Below are 19,112 nucleotides of genomic sequence, written 5' to 3' on the forward strand. Positions count from 1 at the left end.
GCTTACTGCGCGTTCGGCTTGATCTCAAACACCACGTCCACCTGATCATCAAAGTGGATGCTTTGCTGCTCATACGTTTGCTGTGGCGTGGTTTCAGCCGACGCTGCCGTGGCTTTGTACATCCGCGCCATCGGCATCGGCTGATAGTTGGCGACGTGATAGCGGATGCTGTAGACCGGCCCTAATTTGGCGTTAAACTCTTCCGCCAGCGCACGCGCCTGCTGAGTCGCGTTAGCGATCGCCGCTTTACGCGCCTGATCTTTAAAGCTGTCCGCATTGGCCACGCCTAACTCAACAGAACGGATCTCATTCAATCCTGATTTCAGCGCGCCGTCTAACAGCTCATTGAGTTTGTCGAGCTGGCGTAACGTGACCTGCACCTGGCGCACGGCACGATAGCCTTTCAACACCGACTTGCCTTCTTTGGTGTAGTCATATTCAGGCTGCGTGCTTAAATTCGCCGCATCGATATCTTTCTTTTCAATGCCGTTTTTTTGCAGAAAATCGAAATATTGTGCCACGCGATCGTCCGCCTGCTTTTTGGCTTCCGCCGCATCTTTGGATGACACATTGACCACAATCGAGAGCGTTGCCATATCCGGACGCGCATCTACGCTTGCCTGGCCCGATGTCACAACGTGCGGTCCATTCGGTAATTCGTCCGCCAGAGCCATACCCGACAGCGTACCCGTGCCCATTACGGCGGCGAGCGCCAGTGCTTTGAGTTTCACGAAAATCCTCCTTGAGGGGTCAAATTGCAGTGCGCCACTATGGCGAAATACACGTGACAAAACCATGCGTTTGGTCTGAGTTTGTCCGCGCAGGAAAGTTCGACCAAGTCGCATTTTTCATTCCGATCCGGTGCAAATATTTGTGCACAGGGCCTTTAAACACACGATGTGGTCAGCCGCTGGGCCAGCGCCTGCAGTTGCTCCAACCGCCTTTGCAGATCGGCCTTCTCTGTTTCACGAATGCGGGCAAACGCCAGCGCGGCGCGGTTATGGTTAATTGGCTGTGCCATACTAATGCCCTCCTCCTCCCGTGGCCAAATCAGCACCTGGGTTTCGCGCTTACGCGCCAGCAGCGGCGCGATTTGTCGCCAGACCTCCGCACTGAAGCGCGGCTGTAATGCCGTATCCTCTTCTGCGGCCAACAGCGCGACACCAATCACTGACTGCCACGCCGGCAGCATATGGAAGCCCGCCAGCGCCCGACTGGTGCGACTTCGCTCACCGGGTTCGGAGTGCCAAATATAGATCACTTGATCCTCCCAGAGCACGCCCAGCGCCACCACGATATCGCGCGGTGCGTGCAGCTCCAGCTCCGGCAGTGCCTGGGCAAACAGGGATGAGCCACGAATAGCCTGCGCCGCCAGCGCATGAATGCCGGGTCCCGGCAAATAACGGCGCTGTTCGTCCTGAACGGTAAGACCAATGGACGCCATGCTCATTAACAACCGGTTGACTCGGGTGCTGTTCATCGCCATTTTGCGCGCCAGTTCACGGCAGCCCACTGCTTGATCGCAGGAGACCAAATACTGCAAACAGCGAATGCCATCAATGAGGCTTTGATTTGGTTGAGAAGACATAGTGAACTCTGATCTGCTCAAAATTCCATCTTAACCTCAGCCCTTCAAGATGCCAATGCAGCGATCCCCTGGCGCGCTAGCTGGAAAGCAATGAACCACATGATACCGCCCACCAGCAGGTTGATCATGCGCTGCGCCAGCGCGGTACGCAGACGCGGCGACAGCCATGCCGCCAGCAGCGCCAGTCCGAAAAACCACAGCACGGACGCGCTGATGGTGCCCAGCGCGAACCAGCGCCGCGCTGCCACGGAGGGTAACTGGCTTCCCAGACTGCCCAGCACCACGAAGGTGTCCAGATACACGTGCGGATTGAGCCAGGTCACGGCCAGCAGAGTCATGATGATGCGCCAGCGCCCCTGTTTCAGCGCGGCGTCCTGCGTTACTGCGGCACCGCCCTGCCACGCGTTGCGCAGCGCGCCCCATCCGTACCACAGTAAAAACGCCACGCCCGCCCAAGTGATCAGCATCAGCAACATCGGCGACTGATTGAGCAGCGCGCTACCGCCAAATATACCGCCACAAATCAGCACGATGTCGCTCAGCGAACATAACGCTGCCGTCATTAACGGGTAGTGGCGTTTGATACCTTGATTGAGCACGAACGCATTTTGCGGTCCTAGCGGTAGAATTAGCGCAGCACCAAGCGCAAGCCCTTGTAAATAAATAGAGATCATAAAATTAACCCGCACAGATGACAGTGCGGAGCAGTATAGAGAGCCGTAAATATTAGCGGAAATGAAAAAAACTAACTGGCGATTAGGAAAGGTGATGATAAGCGGGCACCCGGCGGTGCCCGCTGCGCTTACTCTGCGCGCGCCGGTTGCGGCTGCTCGCTTTTCACCTGATGCAGATGCACATCCATCTGCGGATAAGGGATGCCGATACCGTTAGCGTCCAGCGTACGCTTAAAGTTTTTCATTAAATCCCAGTACACATTCTGCAGGTCACCGCTCTTGCTCCAGCAGCGCACCACAAAGTTCAGCGAAGATGCCGCTAACTCATTAAGCCCGATCTGGATGCCCATCTCTTTCAGCACGCGCTCATCGGCTTCTACCACCTCTTGAAGCAGCGCAATGACCCGATCGACATCCGCGTCATACGCGACGCCGATGATGAACTCGTTACGACGAATAGGCTCGCGCGAGAAATTCACAATGTTGCCGGCAATGATTTTGCCGTTGGGCACCACCACGATCTTGCCGTCCGCGCTTTTCAGCGTGGTGGAAAAAATCTGCACGTTCTGCACCGTGCCCATCACGCCGCCCAAGTCAACAAATTCGCCGGTGCGGAAAGGACGGAATGTCACCAGCAGCACGCCTGCGGCGAGGTTAGAGAGCGATCCCTGCAGCGCCAGGCCTACGGCCAAGCCTGCGGCACCCAGTACGGCAATCACCGAGGCCGTCTGCACGCCGACACGGCCCAGTGCCGCAATAATGGTGAAGGCAATAATGCCATAGCGCACCAGCGCGGAGAGAAAGTCTGCTACCGTGGCGTCAATGTGCCGCGCGCGCAGTACACGGTTCACCGCGTTAGATATCACCCGCGCAATGATCATCCCCACGATGATAATGGCGATGGCCGCCACGATATTTACCGCATAGCTCAGAATCAATGCCTGATTACGAACCAGCCAGCCTCCGGCATTGTTGATGCCGTCCACGACATTTAAGTCTTCCATTTGTCAGCCCTGTTGTTGAGTTTCCCGCAGGAAAATGCAAAAACCGCCGGATTTAATCCGGCATTCCCGCTTACAAGGTTAAACAAAAATGGGGATGGGCGCCAAAATTCACCTGAATTAGCGGATTTTTACTAAAAAAACCCATAAAAAAAGGCCCTTTCGGGCCTTTTTTGTACTGTAACAGTTAATTACAGCACATCAACAGCGTTGAGCTCTTTGAATGCCTGCTCAAGACGTACCACCATCGAAGACTGCGCAGCACGCAGCCACACGCGTGGATCGTAGTATTTCTTGTTCGGGCTGTCTGGGCCATTTGGGTTGCCCAGCTGAGATTGCAGATACGCCTCGTTAGATTTGTAGTACTGCAGGATACCGTCCCAGGTTGCCCATTGGGTATCGGTATCGATGTTCATTTTGATCACGCCGTAGCTGATAGATTCTTCGATTTCTGCCGCGGAAGAACCTGAGCCACCGTGGAACACGAAGTCCAGCGCGTTATGCGGCAGGCTGTGCTTCTCTGCCACATATTTCTGAGAGTCGCGCAGAATGGTCGGAGTCAGCTTCACGTTGCCCGGCTTGTAAACGCCGTGCACGTTACCGAAGGACGCCGCGATGGTGAAGCGCGGGCTGATTTTGCTCAGCTCGGTGTAAGCGTAATCCACGTCTTCTGGCTGGGTGTAAAGCGCGGAAGCATCCATGTGGCTGTTGTCCACGCCATCTTCTTCACCGCCGGTGCAACCCAGCTCGATCTCCAGCGTCATGTCGATTTTCGCCATGCGCGCCAAATATTTTGAGGAGATCTCAATGTTCTCTTCCAGCGACTCTTCCGACAGGTCAATCATGTGGGAAGAGAACAGCGGCTTACCGGTTTTCTTGAAGTGCTCTTCACCGGCGTCCAGCAGGCCGTCGATCCACGGCAGCAGTTTTTTCGCGCAGTGGTCGGTATGCAGGATAACCGGCACGCCATACTGCTCGGCCATCAGGTGCACATGATGCGCACCGGCGATGGCGCCGAAAATGGCCGCGCCCTGCGGCTTGTCGGTTTTGAAACCTTTCCCGGCGATGAACGCAGCACCGCCGTTGGAGAACTGAACGATGACCGGCGCTTTTACTTTGGCCGCAGCTTCCAGTACCGCGTTGATGGAGTCCGAGCCCACGCAGTTCACTGCGGGCAGAGCGAATTTGTTCTCTTTCGCGACTTTAAAGATCTTCTGAACGTCATCACCAGTGACAACGCCGGGTTTTACGAAATCAAAAATTTTAGACATGGTTGTGTCCTGTTTCGTTACCGTTCATCCCCGGAGGGATTGGGATTTATTTGCCCCACGCGGGGCCAGTATTAAGGCAGCGCCAAAGCGTCACCCCCAGATTACTGCTTCGCACGCGCTTCCAGCATGGCAACGGCAGGCAGTGTTTTGCCTTCCACGAACTCCAGGAACGCACCGCCGCCGGTGGAGATATAGGAGATCTTGTCTTCAATGCCGAACAGATCGATAGCAGCCAGCGTATCGCCGCCGCCGGCCACGGAAAATGCGTCGCTGTCGGCAATGGCATTGGCTACGATTTCGGTGCCTTTGCGGAAGTTAGGGAATTCAAACACGCCCACTGGGCCGTTCCACAGAATGGTTTTCGCCTCTTTCAGCAGTTTGGCCATGTTCTGTGCGGTTTCATCGCCGAAGTCCATAATCTCTTCGTTATCCGCGACTTCTGAAACCTTTTTCACGGTTGCCGGAGCAGTTTCAGAGAATTCCGTGCCCACGCGTGAGTCAACCGGTACGGGAATACCGTGCTCATCGCGCAGTTTCTTCGCGGCTTCGACGAAGTCTGGCTCGTACAGCGATTTGCCGACGTTGTTGTCGATGGCCACGAAGGTATTGGCGATGCCGCCGCCCACAATCACGGTGTCCGCGATGTTCACCAGCGACTGCAGCACGTCAAACTTAGTCGAGACTTTTGAACCGCCCACCACGGCCACCAGCGGACGCTCAGGGTTGCTCATGACTTTGCCCAGCGCTTCCAGCTCGGCAGAGAGCAGCGGACCTGCGCACGCGATAGGCGCGAATTTGCCCACGCCGTGCGTTGAAGCCTGAGCACGGTGCGCGGTACCGAACGCATCCATCACAAAGACGTCGCACAGCGCGGCATATTTCTTGGCCAGCGTCTCGTCGTCTTTCTTCTCGCCTTTGTTGAAGCGCACATTTTCTAGCACAACCAGTTCACCGGTGCCCACGTCGACGCCGTCCAGGTAGTCTTTCGCCAGCGTCACGTTGGTGCCATTCAGCTTCTCTTTCAGGTAGTTCACAACCGGCAGCAGGGAAAACTCTTCGTTGTATTCACCTTCGGTCGGACGACCCAGGTGAGAGGTAACCATCACTTTCGCGCCCTGTTTCAACGCTGCTTCGATGGTGGGCAGAGAAGCACGGATACGTGCGTCTGACGTCACTTTCCCTTCTTTGACTGGCACGTTGAGATCGGCACGGATCAGAACGCGTTTACCAGCAAGATCCAGATCGGTCATCTTAATTACAGACATGGTGAACCCTCTCGTTGATTCTCATAAGTTTTGCCAGACGCAGTCTGCGTCTTACCTGAAACCGCTTGCGGCCATTGCTAACGTGGTGTCGATCATACGGTTAGCAAAGCCCCATTCGTTATCACACCACACCAGGGTTTTGATCAGGTGGTGACCGCTAACCCGCGTTTGCGTGCCGTCTACGATGGCACTGTGCGGATCGTGGTTAAAATCTACTGAGACTAACGGTAATTCCGTATAGTCAACTATACCATGAAATGCCCCTTCTGAGGCGCTTTGCAGCAAGGCGTTGACCTCGCACGCCTTCACGGCATCACGTACCGATACGCTAAGATCAATGGCCGTCACGTTGATCGTGGGCACGCGTACCGCAATCGCTTCAAAGCGATCGTTGAATTTCGGAAAAATACGGGTAATTCCGGCCGCCAGCCGCGTATCCACCGGAATGATCGACTGACTGGCGGCGCGCGTGCGCCGCAAATCGCTGTGATACGCGTCGATCACCTGCTGATCGTGCATGGCGGAGTGAATGGTAGTGACGGTGCCCGACTCAATGCCAAAGGCGTCGTCCAGCAGCTTGATGATCGGAATAATGCAGTTGGTGGTGCAGGACGCATTCGACACCACGCGATCTTCCGGCCGCAGCGCATCCTGATTAACGCCAAACACTACAGTCGCGTCCAAATCGTGGCCACCGGGATGCGAAAACAGCACCTTTTTGGCGCCCGCCTGCAGATGGGCTTCGCCATCGGCGCGGCTGCCGTAAACGCCGGTGCAGTCCAATACGATATCCACATTGAGCGCCTGCCACGGCAAGTCAGCGATGTCTGCCTGATGCAAAATACGTATCGTATCATCGCCCACAAACAGCAGATCGCGCTCCTGGCGCACATCAAAGGCAAAGCGGCCGTGGCTGGTATCGTACTTGAGCAAATGCGCCATACCGGCGGCGTCCGCCAGCTCGTTGATCGCCACCACGCTGATTTCCGCGCGGCGTCCGGTTTCATACAGCGCGCGTAACACATTGCGTCCGATACGCCCAAAGCCATTAATCGCGATACGAAGGGTCATCTCACTTCCTGCAAACGTACCCAAAAAAACGTGCCAAATACCTTGAGCGTTTCATTGCCTTTTGTACAGGGAATTCTTGCCGTCGCGCCCAGGCTCTTTATAGAGATGCCCAGAAGACTGAAACGGTTCAGCTACAATAAAGCATGCAAGGAATAACCGGAATGATTGCGATCAATTCTCCTGCCGAATATTGGATCTCCGTCACAAAATTACGTTTAAAAAATTATTACTGCAGGAATAATTGAACCGATTCAGGTGAGCGAAAAAAAAAGGCGCTCCGAAGAGCGCCCTTGATACAGGTTAAGAACGGCGACGCATCGCCATTACCTTTTACAGAATGGATTTCGCGGTTTTTACCACGTTTTCAACGGTGAAACCGAACTCTTTGAACAGCAGTTCCGCTGGCGCTGACTCACCAAAGGTGGTCATGCCCACCACCGCGCCATGCAGGCCGGTGTATTTCATCCAGTAGTCAGCAATCCCGGCTTCGATAGCCACGCGCGCGCCCACCGCTTTCGGCAGTACAGACTCGCGATAAGCCGCATCTTGCTTATCGAACGCGTCAGTAGACGGCATAGAGACCACGCGCACGTTGCGACCTTCCGCCGTGAGTTGCTCGTAAGCCGCCACCGCCAGCTCAACTTCAGAACCGGTGGCGATCAAAATCAGCTCCGGCGTGCCTTCGCATGATTTCAACACGTAACCGCCGCGCGCCACGTCGGCCAGCTGGGCCGGAGTACGATCCTGCTGGGCCAGGTTCTGGCGCGAGAAGATCAGCGCCGTTGGGCCATCCACGCGTTCAATCGCGTATTTCCACGCCACCGCCGACTCAACCTGGTCGCACGGACGCCACAGGCTCATGTTCGGCGTGGTGCGCAGGCTCGCCATCTGCTCTACCGGCTGGTGCGTTGGGCCATCTTCACCCAAGCCGATGGAGTCATGGGTGTAGACCATGATCTGACGAATCTTCATCAGCGCCGCCATACGCGCCGCGTTGCGTGCATATTCCACAAACATCAGGAAGGTGGCGGTGTACGGCAGGAAGCCACCGTGCAGCGCGATGCCGTTGGCAATGGCAGTCATGCCGAACTCACGTACGCCGTAATGGATGTAGTTACCCGCCGCATCTTCGTTGATCGGCTTGGAGCCTGACCACATGGTGAGGTTACTTGGCGCCAGGTCGGCGGAGCCGCCGAGATACTCCGGCAGCAGTTTGCCAAAGGCTTCAATGGCGTTTTGCGAGGCTTTACGGCTGGCAATTTTTGCCGGATTGGCCTGCAGCTGCTCAATGAACTTCTGCGATTCGCTGGCCCAGTTTGCCGGCAGCGCATGGTTCATACGGCGGGTAAATTCTGCCGCCAGCTCAGGATGGGCTGCCGCATAGGCCGCAAATTTTTCATCCCAGGCTTTCTCTTTGGCCTGACCGGCTTCTTTGGCATCCCACTGCGCGTAGATCTCAGATGGGATCTCAAACGGCGCGTGGTTCCAGCCCAGCTGTTTGCGGGTCAGCGCCACTTCATCGTCGCCCAGCGGTGCGCCGTGCGAATCATGGGTTCCGGCCTTATTCGGGGAACCAAAGCCAATCACGGTTTTGCACATCAGCAGCGACGGCTTATCGGTAACCGCTTTCGCCTCTTCCACCGCTTTTTTAATCGCGTCGGCGTTGTGACCATCCACACCGCGCACCACGTGCCAGCCGTAGGCTTCGAAGCGGGCTGCGGTATCATCGGTGAACCAGCCGTCAATGTGGCCGTCGATAGAAATGCCGTTGTCGTCGTAGAAGGCAACCAGTTTGCCCAGCTTCAGCGTACCTGCGATAGAGCACACTTCATGGGAAATGCCTTCCATCATGCAGCCATCACCCATGAACACGTAAGTGTGGTGATCGACGATGTCGTGACCCGGACGGTTAAACTGCGCGGCCAGCGTGCGTTCCGCAATCGCGAAGCCCACCGCATTCGCAATGCCCTGCCCCAGTGGACCAGTGGTGGTTTCAACCCCGGCGGTATAGCCGTACTCAGGGTGGCCAGGGGTTTTTGAGTGCAGCTGGCGGAAATTCTTCAGCTCGCCAATCGGCAGATCGTAACCGGTCAGGTGCAGCAGGCTATAAATCAGCATTGAGCCGTGACCGTTGGACAGCACAAAGCGGTCGCGGTCTGCCCACAGCGGGTTAGTTGGATTGTGGTTCAGGAAGTCACGCCACAGCACTTCAGCGATGTCCGCCATGCCCATAGGGGCACCCGGATGTCCCGATTTCGCTTTCTGTACTGCATCCATACTTAACGCGCGAATGGCGTTAGCAAGCTCTTGACGAGAGGGCATTTTCTACTCCAGATCGGATTAATGCTTCACCGCGCTTAACATGTTGTATTCCATCAGTTATCAGGCGAAGCGGGGAAAAAGTTGCACATCAATGTACATGAAAATACGGGCAGAAGTACATGCATCAGGATGCTAATCCATTGCATTTCCAGCCTTGTCTGCTAGTCATTGATCACAATGCAGGCTATAACCGACACGTTTAAACACTTGGGATCGTTTCAGGTGTTTGTTTTCTTTATCTTGTTACCTTAAGGACGACCTCATGAAAATCCGCGCCACCCTTATGGCTCTGGGCATGGCTTCGCTGCTGAGCGGCTGCGAAGGCCTCGACAATAACGCACTGCTGCAATCGGGCGCGCAGGCCTATCAGGCGTATGCGCTGAGCGATGCGCAGGTGAAGCAACTGAGCGACCAATCCTGCGCGCAAATGGACAAAGAGAATCAGGTTGCGCCTGCCGATAGCGCTTACCAGCAGCGATTGAATAAAATTGCCGCCGCACTGGGCGACAACATCAACGGCGTGCCAGCCAATTACAAGGTGTATCAAACCAAAGACGTTAACGCCTGGGCGATGGCCAACGGCTGTATCCGCGTTTACAGCGGCCTGATGGACATGATGACGGACAACGAAGTGGAAGGCGTGCTGGGCCACGAGATGGGCCACGTGGCGCTCGGCCATACGCGCAAAGCGATGCAGGTGGCGTTTGCCACCACGGCAGCGCGCACGGCAGCGGCGTCGGTGGGCGGAATGATTGGTCAGCTGTCGCAGTCGCAGTTGGGCGAGATGGGCGCCAAGCTGGTGAATGCGCAGTTCTCACAAACCCAGGAATCACAGGCGGACGACTACTCCTACGACCTGATGAAGAAACGCGGCATCAATCCGATTGGCCTCGCCACCAGCTTTGAGAAGCTGGCGAAGATGGAACAGGGCCGTCAGAGCTCGATGTTTGACTCGCACCCGGATTCCGAAGCGCGCGCGCAGCACATCCGCGACCGCATCGCCGCAGACAGCAAGTAACCCTGCGCAACAAAGCGCGCACCCGGCGCGCTTTGTTGTCTCTTCGTGAAAATTATTTAATCCCTTTGTTCGCCGCCTGAACGTGCAGCATGTCCAGCGCCAGCGTTGCCGCCGCCAGCGCGGTCAGATCGGCGTGATCGTAACCCGGCGCCACTTCCACCAGATCCATACCAACGATATTCATGCCCTGTAAACCGCGGATCAGCTTGGTTGCTTTGTCGCTAGTGAGGCCGCCCACCACCGGCGTGCCGGTGCCTGGCGCGTGCGCCGGATCCAGACAGTCGATGTCGAAGGTCAGGTAAACCGGCAGATCGCCCACCGTACGTTTCACTTCCGCCAGAATGTCGTCCACGCTGCGGTCGTTAACTTGGGCCGCATCCAGCACATTAAAGCCCAGCGACGGATCGAATTCGGTACGGATGCCGATCTGCACCGAGTGCTGCGGATCGATCAGCCCCTCTTTCGGCGCGGTAAAGAACATGGTGCCGTGGTCGAAGGTCGGTCCATTGGAGTAGGTGTCGGTATGCGCGTCAAAGTGCACCAGCGCCATTTTCCCGAAGTGTTTCGCGTGCGCGCGCAGCAGCGGCAGCGTGATGAAGTGGTCGCCGCCGAACGTCAACATGCGCTTGCCGTTGGCCAGCAGCTTCTCCGCGTGCGCCTGCAGTTTATCGGCGAAATCCTGTGAATCGCCGAACGCATACACCAGATCGCCGCAGTCCACGACGTTCAGGCGCTGGCGCAGATCGAAATTCCACGGCCAGCGGCACCCTTCCCACGCCAGGTTGGTGGAGATCTGACGGATCGCGCCCGGCCCTAAGCGGCTGCCCGGACGACCAGACGTGGCCGCATCAAACGGCACGCCGGTGATGACCCATTCAGCATCGCTGTCGTAAGGCTGGAAATTCAGTGGAAAACGCATGAAACCAAAGGCGTTAGAAACCAGGGAGTTGTCGTACTGATTGCCCAGGGTGTTGTGCATAGCTTGTCCTCGTTTGATCCGTGAGTCGGTGCGGCTAACCCGTGAAAGTGTCGATAAAGATGAAAAAAATCCCCTCCGCGTCGTTGGCCCGACGAGGAAGGGATGGATAGCGTGATTATCGCCAGGATCGGCGCCCCCTGCAATGCGGGAATGGTGCGCGGCGAGCTTCAGCCATCACCCAGCCGTTATCAGGAATCCTGATAACGCCATCAAAAATGACAAATATTCACGCTGCGCAAACGGAGGCATAGTTTATTCACACATCGCTTAACGCCTGAAACAGAGGGAATATCAAAATGAAGAGTTACATGAAAGGACTGCTCTGCTGTTTATTTGCCACGCTGTCATGGGGCGGCATGTTTCCGGTGATGACCCATGCGCTGACGCACATCGATCCGTTTAACTTCACTACCCTGCGTTATGGCATCGCTGGCGTCGCCTTCGCCCTGCTGCTGCTGTTCCGTGAAGGACGGTCAGCCTTTCGTTTGCAGGGTGAACGCTGGGGATTGGCATGGCTGTTCGGCACGCTGGGCTTCGCCGGATTCGGCTTCCTGGTGTTTTTAGGTCAGCACCTGGCTGGCCCTGGCGGCGCACTGACGGCCTCCATCATGATGGCGACCATGCCGATGCTCGGTCTGCTCACCGTGTGGGCGCTGAAAAAAGTGCGTCCACGTGCCAGTACTTTCGGCTTCATTCTGCTCTCTTTTAGCGGCGTACTGCTGGTGATCACCCATGGCGATTTTGCCAGCGTTCTGCACTCGCCAGGCAATCTCACGGCAAATCTGTTGCTGATTGCCGGTGCGCTCTGCTGGGTGCTGTACACCGTGGGCGGCAGCTATTTTTCCGGCTGGAGTCCGCTGCGTTACACCACCCTGACCACCCTGCTGGGTATGACCAGCGTAGCCGCCATTGATGGGCTGCTGCTGGGAACAGGGACCCTTGCGGTGCCCAGTGCCGCCGCCGTCACCGCCGTGATCCCACATCTGCTGTATATGTCACTGATCGCAGGCTTAATGGCAGTGCTGTGCTGGAATATTGGTAACCGCATTGTCACCCCGACGAACGGCGTGCTGTTTATGGATGTGGTGCCCGTTACCGCCTTTGTTGTCTCGGCCCTAAACGGTGTGTTGCCCACCGAAGTGCAGATTGCCGGCGCCGCGATCACCGCCACCGCGCTGGTGCTCAATAACCTTAACCAGCGCAAAATAGCGCGTCAGTCCGCCCCCCAGCCCGTACTGAAAACCGCTGCTGCGCGGCGTTAAGCGCCATCGGGTCCTCTTCAATCGGAGAGGACCCTCTCCCTCAACACGGCACCTGCCAAATATCCCGAACCGTATCGATGAGCGCAGCCACCACCGGCGAGCGCTCTTTATCACGATCCCAGACGAAACAAAGCTGACTGACCGTTTTTTCACCGGGCCAGATATACATCTCTTCGTTATCCTGCGACACCAGCGCAACATCTTCGCGCATCAGGGTGATCCCGGCCTGCATCGCCACCAACTCTGACAACGTTTTTTCCTGATCGGCAACCATAGCAGGCTGTACGCGCGCGCCATTCCTTTCAAAAAAATCACGGGCAATCGCGCTAAACGAGCACTTTTCTGGCGTGGCAATCCATGGAAATTCTTGAAGTTTATCCCAACCGGCCGTTTCCATCTCCGTCTTCCAGGCGCGCGGTCCGACAATACACAGCGTCACCGGAGAGACCACAATCACACCCAGCCGTTCGTCATTTACCTCACCAATCACAAATCCTGCATCCAGTTCACCCGCCAGCAGACTGTCAATGATGTGCCCGGAGATGTTCTGCCTGATGGTCAAACTCACGTTCTGCTGACGCTGACGCAGCTGGGAAAGGACTTGCGGCAAATTAAGGATCATCGGCACAGAGATCGTGCCAAGGGCACAGGTACCGGCAGCGTGCAGCGAACGGGCACGGCTGACAAACTTACTGGCCGCGTCAAGGGCGAGGCGCGCTTCAGCGCGCATGATCACGCCCGAGGCGGTGAGTTCCATGCCGCGAGGCGTCCGCCGAAACAGACGCACATTGAACTCCGTTTCAAGTGATTTGATGTGCGCACTCACCGCGGGCTGGCTGAGAAAAAGCTGGCTGGCGGCACGCGTCAGGCTCGCTGTTTCTGCCACGGTCACAAAGGTTTTAAGCTGGTTTAGATCCATTAAACGTTCGCCTGTATGGGAGTGAAGTACGCGATGGGCAATGAGAATTTAATTTACAACAATCATTATTTCCTTACGTTTCTATACTCCATAAGGAATTCTTTTTACGGTGCCGCTGGCAACCCCGGCACATTTCGTTTTTATCGCCCGCATGACTTTTCCACACACAGCATCATTCTTTCTAACAAGAAAACGGATGCTTAACGTGCCCAAACCCGCAGCACATAGCGAAACACGCTGACCCCTATTCGCCCCCCGCAACCTGCAATTCATACACCACGCACGGCACATCATAATGCTGCTCAATGCCCTTGTAGGTCATGCCCAGCCGCTGCATTACCCGCTGCGAGGGGATATTTTCCGGGTCGGCCACCGCCACTAAATAGGTCGCGCCCACGTTCTCAACCGCAAACGCGACGATCGCCTGCGCGGCTTCGGTGGCATACCCTTTGCCGTGGTGGGCCGGGGCCAGTCGCCAGCCAATCTCCAGCGGGGCGCCGTCCACGTTCGCCAGATGTTGCAGACAGGCGGCGCCGACAATTGCGTCCGAGGCTTTTTCTTTTATTGCCCACCATGAAAACCCGTACTGCTGCCAGCGGGCCTGCACGCGCGCAATGGTTTCCCGCGTCTCTTCCGGCGTCTTCACCACGCCGTTGCTGATATAGCGCATTACGCTGGCATCGCTGTCCATCACCCGTAAACCGTCATAGTGGCTGTCATCAAAGGGCTCAAGCTGCAAACGCGCGGTTTCTACTCTCATCGGCTACACCTGCTTATATGAAAGGGTAAAGGGAAAGGCTTTCCCCTACCCTATCACGTCGTACGCAAGAACCGCGACGCGCGTGCCCCCCCTTAGCGCTCGCGCAGCGCTTCCTGCGCTTTGTTGAACGGCTTAACCAGATAATCCATCACCGTTTTCTCACCGGTTTTAATGTCCACGGTGGCGACCATGCCCGGTGAAATGGAGAAGCGGCTGCCCGCTTTGTTCTGCACATAGTCGTTATCGGTGCGGATAAATACGCGATAGTAGTAGATCTCCGGTTTTACCTCATCCTGAATGGTATCGGGGGAAATGCTCTCCACCACGCCGTTCAGCCCGCCGTAAATGGCATAGTCATAGGCGGAGATTTTCACGATGGCGCGCTGACCCGGATGGATAAAAGCAATATCACGCGGCGACAGGCGAGCCTCAATCAGCAGGCGATCGTTCAGCGGCACAATGTTCATCAGCTCGCCGTTGGGTGGCACCACGCCGCCCACGGTGGAAACCTTGATATTTTTCACAATGCCGCGCATCGGCGCGCGGATAGTCAACCGCGTCACGGTGTCTTCGCGGCCGCGGATCACCTGTGCCAGGCTGTCGGCCTCGGCGCTGGCTTTGGCCAGCTCCTCGCGCGCCTGCACATAATATTGCGAGCGCATATCGCTGAGTTTGAGCGCCAGATCCGCTTTATCGCGCTGCAGACGCAGCACCTCTACGCTGCTGGCTGCGCCGGTTTTAGCCAGCCGCTGGGTGATCTCCAGCTCGCGCGAGGCCAGCGCCAGCGAGGCGTTGTACTGCCGGGTGGCATCGGTAAGCTGCGCGCGGCGCGTTTTGTACAGCCGCGTCTCGGCGGCGATCAGATCGGGATACGCTTTCAGCTCGGCGGGAAAGGTCAGCGCCTCGTCATTCACCTCCGCCCGCAGGCGCGCAGCGGCAGCAACCGCCGCCCGATAGCGCGCGGCGCTCTCCCCCACGCTCGATTGCGAACGGGTGGCATCCAACCGCGCCACGACTTCTCCCGCCTGCACCCGATCGCCCTCGTGCACGCGCAGTTCGGTCAAAATGCCCCCTTCCAGCGACTGCAACACCTGCTCGCGTGAACTGGGGATCACTTTCCCGGTGCCGGTTGACACCTCATCCAGCACCGCAAACCACGCCCAAATCAGCGCCGCCACGATCAGCGCGGCGCTCATCATCAGCAAGCGCACCGCGCCGGTGTAGTGCGTCTCTGAGGCCAGTTCAGCGAGCAAATCGTCGCCCGCATCCACCTCGCTGGCGGTCACCAGCCGCAATTTAGCCGGAAGTCGCTTCATTCAGTCGGCTCCTCTGGCAAAGCATCAGTGGCACGCGGCGTGGCCAGCGCGCGCTCTTTTGGACTGTCCATCACCAGCTGTCCCTCTTTCAACACCAGTACGCGATCCACCAGCGCCAAAATGGCGGCGCGGTGCGTCGCCACCACCAGCGTGCGCCCGTTAAGCCAGGCGCCCAGTCGTTCAATAAACGCCTTCTCGGTGTGGTCGTCGAGCGCGGCGGTGGGTTCATCCAGCACAATGATGTTGGGATCGCGCAGCAGCATGCGCGCCAGCAGCAGCGACTGCCGCTGACCGCCGGAGAGCCCCACGCCGCCCTCCATCACCGGGTGATCCAGTCCCAGCGGCAGACGGCGGATGAAGTCCGCGCCGCCGCTCACCGTCAGTGCGCCAAAAATCGCTTCATCGGTGGCATGCGCCGCGCCGAGCGTCAGGTTCTCGCGCAGCGTACCGTGAAACAGCCGCGCGTTCTGCGTTAACAAACCGACGTTGCGCCGCACGTCCGCCAGATCGATGTGCGGCAAACTCAGGTTATCCAGCCGCAGCTCGCCGCCCACCAGCTCCATGCCACCGCACATCGCCTGCAGCAGCGTCGATTTCCCGGCGCCGTTGCGGCCCAGCACGGCAATACGTTCGCCCGGCTGAATCGTCAAGCTTTTGATACGCAGTGCAATGATGAGTGAGTCGCTGTTATAGCGAAACTGCGCGTCGGTGAACTGGTAGTGCCCAAACAGCACCGGGCAGTGAATACGCGTCTCGTCGGCGCTGTTCTCTACCGGCAGGTTCATTAGCGCATCCAGGCTGCCTTTCGCCGCCTTCACCTGCTGCCAGCGCGCCAGCACGCCGCATAGCGTCGCCATCGGCGCAATCATGCGTGACGAGAGCAGCGAGGCGGCCACGATCGCCCCGGTAGTAATGTCGCCGTTGATGACCATCGGCGCGCCCACCACAATCACGCTGGCATACACCAGTCCCTGAATGGTGACGCCCCAGCTGATCAGCGCGTGCATCACCTTGCGCATCTCCATGCCCGACTGCGCGGTGATGCGGATATAGCTGTTCCACTGCTGCAAGAAGCGGTCTTCCGCCTGCATCAGCTTGATATCCTCCAGCCCCTGCACGCTCTCCACCAGCACCGCATTACGCAGCGTCGACTCTTTCAGGTTCTGCTGCGCCAGCTTGGCCAGCTTTTTCTGGCTCAGCACGCCGGGCAGCACCATCAAAATCACGGCAATGGGCGCTATCCACGCCAGCTGCGGCGCAATGATCGCCATCACCAGCATAAACAGCAGGAAAAACGGCATGTCCACAATCGCGGTCACGGTCGTAGAGGTGACCATTTCCCGCACCGCCTCCAGTTCACGCAGCTGAGAGATAAAGGTGCCGGTGGATCGCGGCACGGCGCTGTTGCGCAGGCGCAGCGCATGACCAAACACCCGGTCAGAAACGCGCATGTCGGCACGCTTGCCCAACAGATCGGTGACGTGATCGCGTCCCACGCGCAGGATATAGGTGAAAATCACCGAGAGGATCACCCCGATATACAGCACATACAGCGTGGGATAAGACTGTGCCGGGATCACGCGATCGTACACCTGCATAGAGAAGAGGATCCCCACCAGTGCCAGCAGATTGATCAAAAACGCGCCCAGCATCACGTAGCCATAAGGCCGCATATCGTACAACACCAGCCGCCGCAGCCAGTCGGGCTTGACCGCTTTCAGGTAGCGATCAACACGGCTGTCTTTGGCGGCGGTCACCGGACGCAGCGCGGCGATAACGCGGATCGCCGGCAGCAGCTCGTCGATCGCCAGCGGCGCGGGCTGATCGTCACCAGCAAAGTGCACCCGCACCCGATCTTCGCCATCAAAACGGGTGATCACCCCGACCTGGCCGTCCTCCATCTCCACCGCCAGCGGCAAGCGCCAGCGGCTGATCTCTTGCACCTCCTGCTGGTAAAACTGCAGTGACAGACCCGCCTGCCGCGCCAGATGGCGCAGCGCTTTCTCGCGCGTTTGATTGCCCTGCCACGCCGTCATCGCCATGATCATGCCCGGTGAACAGGGCAAACGATAATGACCGGCGATGAGCATAATGGCGGTGGCCCAACGGTTCAGCGTTCCGCCACCGCTGCCGCCGCTTTCACTTTCCGGCGCATCGGGGATCGATAATTGCGTCATGGCTGTATCTCCACGTTTTGGATCCGCTGATGATTCAAGGCGAAAGCGGTGCGAATGTGCCCGGTACTGTAAAGGCAGTCGAGCTGAAGGGTGCGCAGCTGACTGATGGTCTGCTGCAAGGTAAAGCGGGTTTGAAACACTTCCTGTTCGGCATTCAGCACGTCCAGCAGCGGTCGGGTGCCCAGCTGGAGATACTGATCCTGATAAAGCTGCTGGGTTTTCTCTCCCAGCGTTTGCTGGCGCGCCATCATGGTCAGGCTCTGCGACAGGCTGAGCGCTTCGCTCTGCGAGGCACTCAGCTGCTGCCGCGCTTTCAGCCGTGCGGAGTTAACCGCGGCATTGGCCGCCTGTAACGCGTTCGCCGCCGCGTCGCGCGCGGCGGTAATACCCCCGCCCTGGTACAGCGGCATCTCCACTTTGATAAAGGCCTGATACTGAGTGCGATCCAGCGTTCCGCTGCCAGAATAGCGGTCGTTAAGGTAGTGCGTGACCTGCGGTTCCAGCGAGAGCGTGGGCATATTTTGCGCGTTGGCGTTATCCAGCTTGGCCTGCGCCTGGTTGGCCTGCGCCCAGGCGGCCAATACCGCGGGATTGAGCGCGTCATCCACGCTGCCCACCGCGCAGGCGCGGGTCAGGTTGTCGGGAAAGGCTTCGCTGATCTCACGCACCTGCGGCCAGCCGAGGTAGGTGGCCAGCGTGGCACGCCAGCGATCGAGACTGGCCTGATATTGCGTCAGCAGCGTGCGGGCGCCTTCAATGCGCGCGTCGGTTTGCGTGGCGTCAGACAGCGACGCCGCCCCCTCGGCGTTACGCTGCCGCGCCAGCTCCCCGATTTTGCTCAGCGCCGCCAGCTGCTGACGCGCAATCTGCACCAGCTGCTGATAGCCCTGCACCTGCACCAGCGCGGCGGCGGTATCGTGCGCCACGCTATCAATGCTGACCAGCACGTTGGCCTGCTCCTGCGCCACGCCCGCTTCGGCGGATCGCACCGAGCTGCTCACTTTGCCGAAGTCGTACAGCATCTGCGACACCGACAGCACAAACGACGGACTAAAGCCTTTTTCACTGTAGGCGTTACTGTAGCCATTGTTCATGCCCGCGCTGATCTGCGGATAATACTTGGCTTTCGCCACATCCACCTGATTCGCCTGCTCCAGCATGTTACCAATGGCCTGCGCGATATCAGGATGCCACTGCACGGCGCGCTGCACCGCCTGATTAACGGTTAAGACCGGCGGTATCTCAGCGGGCGCGGGTTCCGCCACCTGCCCGGTGAGCGACGGCAAATCTGGCTGCGCCTGCGCCAGACGGCTGGCGGCGATATGTCCCGCCTGCGTGAGCGCGTCGCTGGCCGCCATGAGTTGAGAACAGTGAAAAAGCATGACGCCCGCCATCCAGCGGCTAAGCGTCGCGCGGCGGCGCGTCATCGCGCCCGTTTGCAAAACATCCATTTAGCGTTCACCCATGAAGTAAGAAAGGGGCACCACCC

16 protein-coding genes are annotated in these 19,112 nt (G+C 57.9%); 2 read left to right on the top strand and 14 right to left on the bottom strand.

What is annotated here, in order from left to right:
• Positions 1-2: 2 nt before the first annotated feature.
• From LU196_RS06810 to tkt, 8 genes are all read right to left on the bottom strand, one after another.
• Positions 3-731 (bottom strand): oxidative stress defense protein, encoded by a 729-nt coding sequence (locus LU196_RS06810; protein WP_232758676.1) that lies wholly within the window; start codon positions 729-731, stop codon positions 3-5.
• 155 nt (positions 732-886) lie between these two features.
• Complete coding sequence (locus LU196_RS06815) at positions 887-1,588, bottom strand: IclR family transcriptional regulator (protein WP_232758675.1); 702 nt, start codon at positions 1,586-1,588, stop codon at positions 887-889.
• A gap of 44 nt (positions 1,589-1,632) precedes the next feature.
• Positions 1,633-2,262, bottom strand: coding sequence for an arginine exporter ArgO (argO, locus tag LU196_RS06820; RefSeq protein ID WP_232758673.1), 630 nt, complete (start codon positions 2,260-2,262; stop codon positions 1,633-1,635).
• A 128-nt stretch (positions 2,263-2,390) separates the two neighbouring features.
• Positions 2,391-3,266, bottom strand: coding sequence for a small-conductance mechanosensitive channel MscS (gene mscS / locus LU196_RS06825; protein ID WP_232758672.1), 876 nt, complete (start codon positions 3,264-3,266; stop codon positions 2,391-2,393).
• Between the two features lie 188 nt (positions 3,267-3,454).
• Positions 3,455-4,534, bottom strand: coding sequence for a class II fructose-bisphosphate aldolase (fbaA, locus tag LU196_RS06830; protein ID WP_232758671.1), 1,080 nt, complete (start codon positions 4,532-4,534; stop codon positions 3,455-3,457).
• Positions 4,535-4,635: 101 nt separating this feature from the next.
• Positions 4,636-5,799, bottom strand: a complete 1,164-nt coding sequence (pgk, locus tag LU196_RS06835) for a phosphoglycerate kinase (protein ID WP_232758670.1) — start codon at positions 5,797-5,799, stop codon at positions 4,636-4,638.
• A 51-nt stretch (positions 5,800-5,850) separates the two neighbouring features.
• Positions 5,851-6,870, bottom strand: a complete 1,020-nt coding sequence (epd, locus tag LU196_RS06840; RefSeq protein ID WP_232758669.1) for an erythrose-4-phosphate dehydrogenase — start codon at positions 6,868-6,870, stop codon at positions 5,851-5,853.
• A gap of 330 nt (positions 6,871-7,200) precedes the next feature.
• Positions 7,201-9,192, bottom strand: a complete 1,992-nt coding sequence (tkt, locus tag LU196_RS06845) for a transketolase (RefSeq protein ID WP_232758668.1) — start codon at positions 9,190-9,192, stop codon at positions 7,201-7,203.
• Positions 9,193-9,454: 262 nt separating this feature from the next.
• On the opposite strand from tkt, the gene LU196_RS06850 reads away from it, so the two are divergent.
• The gene (locus LU196_RS06850; protein WP_232758667.1) at positions 9,455-10,210 is read left to right on the top strand and encodes a M48 family metallopeptidase; all 756 of its coding nucleotides are present in this window, start codon (positions 9,455-9,457) and stop codon (positions 10,208-10,210) included.
• A 52-nt stretch (positions 10,211-10,262) separates the two neighbouring features.
• Here the strand turns inward: LU196_RS06850 and speB are convergent, their stop codons facing one another.
• Entirely contained in the window at positions 10,263-11,189 is a 927-nt protein-coding gene (gene speB, locus LU196_RS06855) for an agmatinase (RefSeq protein WP_232758666.1), read from the bottom strand.
• 296 nt (positions 11,190-11,485) lie between these two features.
• On the opposite strand from speB, the gene LU196_RS06860 reads away from it, so the two are divergent.
• Positions 11,486-12,451, top strand: coding sequence for a DMT family transporter (locus tag LU196_RS06860; protein ID WP_232778281.1), 966 nt, complete (start codon positions 11,486-11,488; stop codon positions 12,449-12,451).
• 40 nt (positions 12,452-12,491) lie between these two features.
• On the opposite strand, the gene LU196_RS06865 is transcribed toward LU196_RS06860, so the two are convergent.
• The 5 genes from LU196_RS06865 to LU196_RS06885 all read right to left on the bottom strand — a co-directional run bounded on the left by LU196_RS06865 (position 12,492) and on the right by LU196_RS06885 (position 19,074).
• The gene (locus LU196_RS06865) at positions 12,492-13,370 is read right to left on the bottom strand and encodes a LysR family transcriptional regulator (RefSeq protein WP_232758664.1); all 879 of its coding nucleotides are present in this window, start codon (positions 13,368-13,370) and stop codon (positions 12,492-12,494) included.
• Between the two features lie 244 nt (positions 13,371-13,614).
• Positions 13,615-14,130, bottom strand: a complete 516-nt coding sequence (locus LU196_RS06870; RefSeq protein WP_232758663.1) for a GNAT family N-acetyltransferase — start codon at positions 14,128-14,130, stop codon at positions 13,615-13,617.
• A gap of 92 nt (positions 14,131-14,222) precedes the next feature.
• A complete protein-coding gene (locus LU196_RS06875) occupies positions 14,223-15,446 on the bottom strand; it encodes an HlyD family type I secretion periplasmic adaptor subunit (protein ID WP_232758662.1) in 1,224 nt (407 codons plus the stop codon).
• Positions 15,443-17,623, bottom strand: coding sequence for a type I secretion system permease/ATPase (locus LU196_RS06880; RefSeq protein ID WP_232758660.1), 2,181 nt, complete (start codon positions 17,621-17,623; stop codon positions 15,443-15,445). The genes LU196_RS06875 and LU196_RS06880 overlap by 4 nt, the downstream gene beginning before the upstream one ends.
• Positions 17,620-19,074 (bottom strand): TolC family outer membrane protein, encoded by a 1,455-nt coding sequence (locus LU196_RS06885; protein WP_232758659.1) that lies wholly within the window; start codon positions 19,072-19,074, stop codon positions 17,620-17,622. Before LU196_RS06885 ends, LU196_RS06880 begins: the two co-directional genes overlap by 4 nt.
• Positions 19,075-19,112 lie beyond the last annotated feature (38 nt).

Source organism: Pantoea sp. Mb-10 (assembly GCF_021272205.1).
GTDB lineage: Bacteria > Pseudomonadota > Gammaproteobacteria > Enterobacterales > Enterobacteriaceae > Pantoea.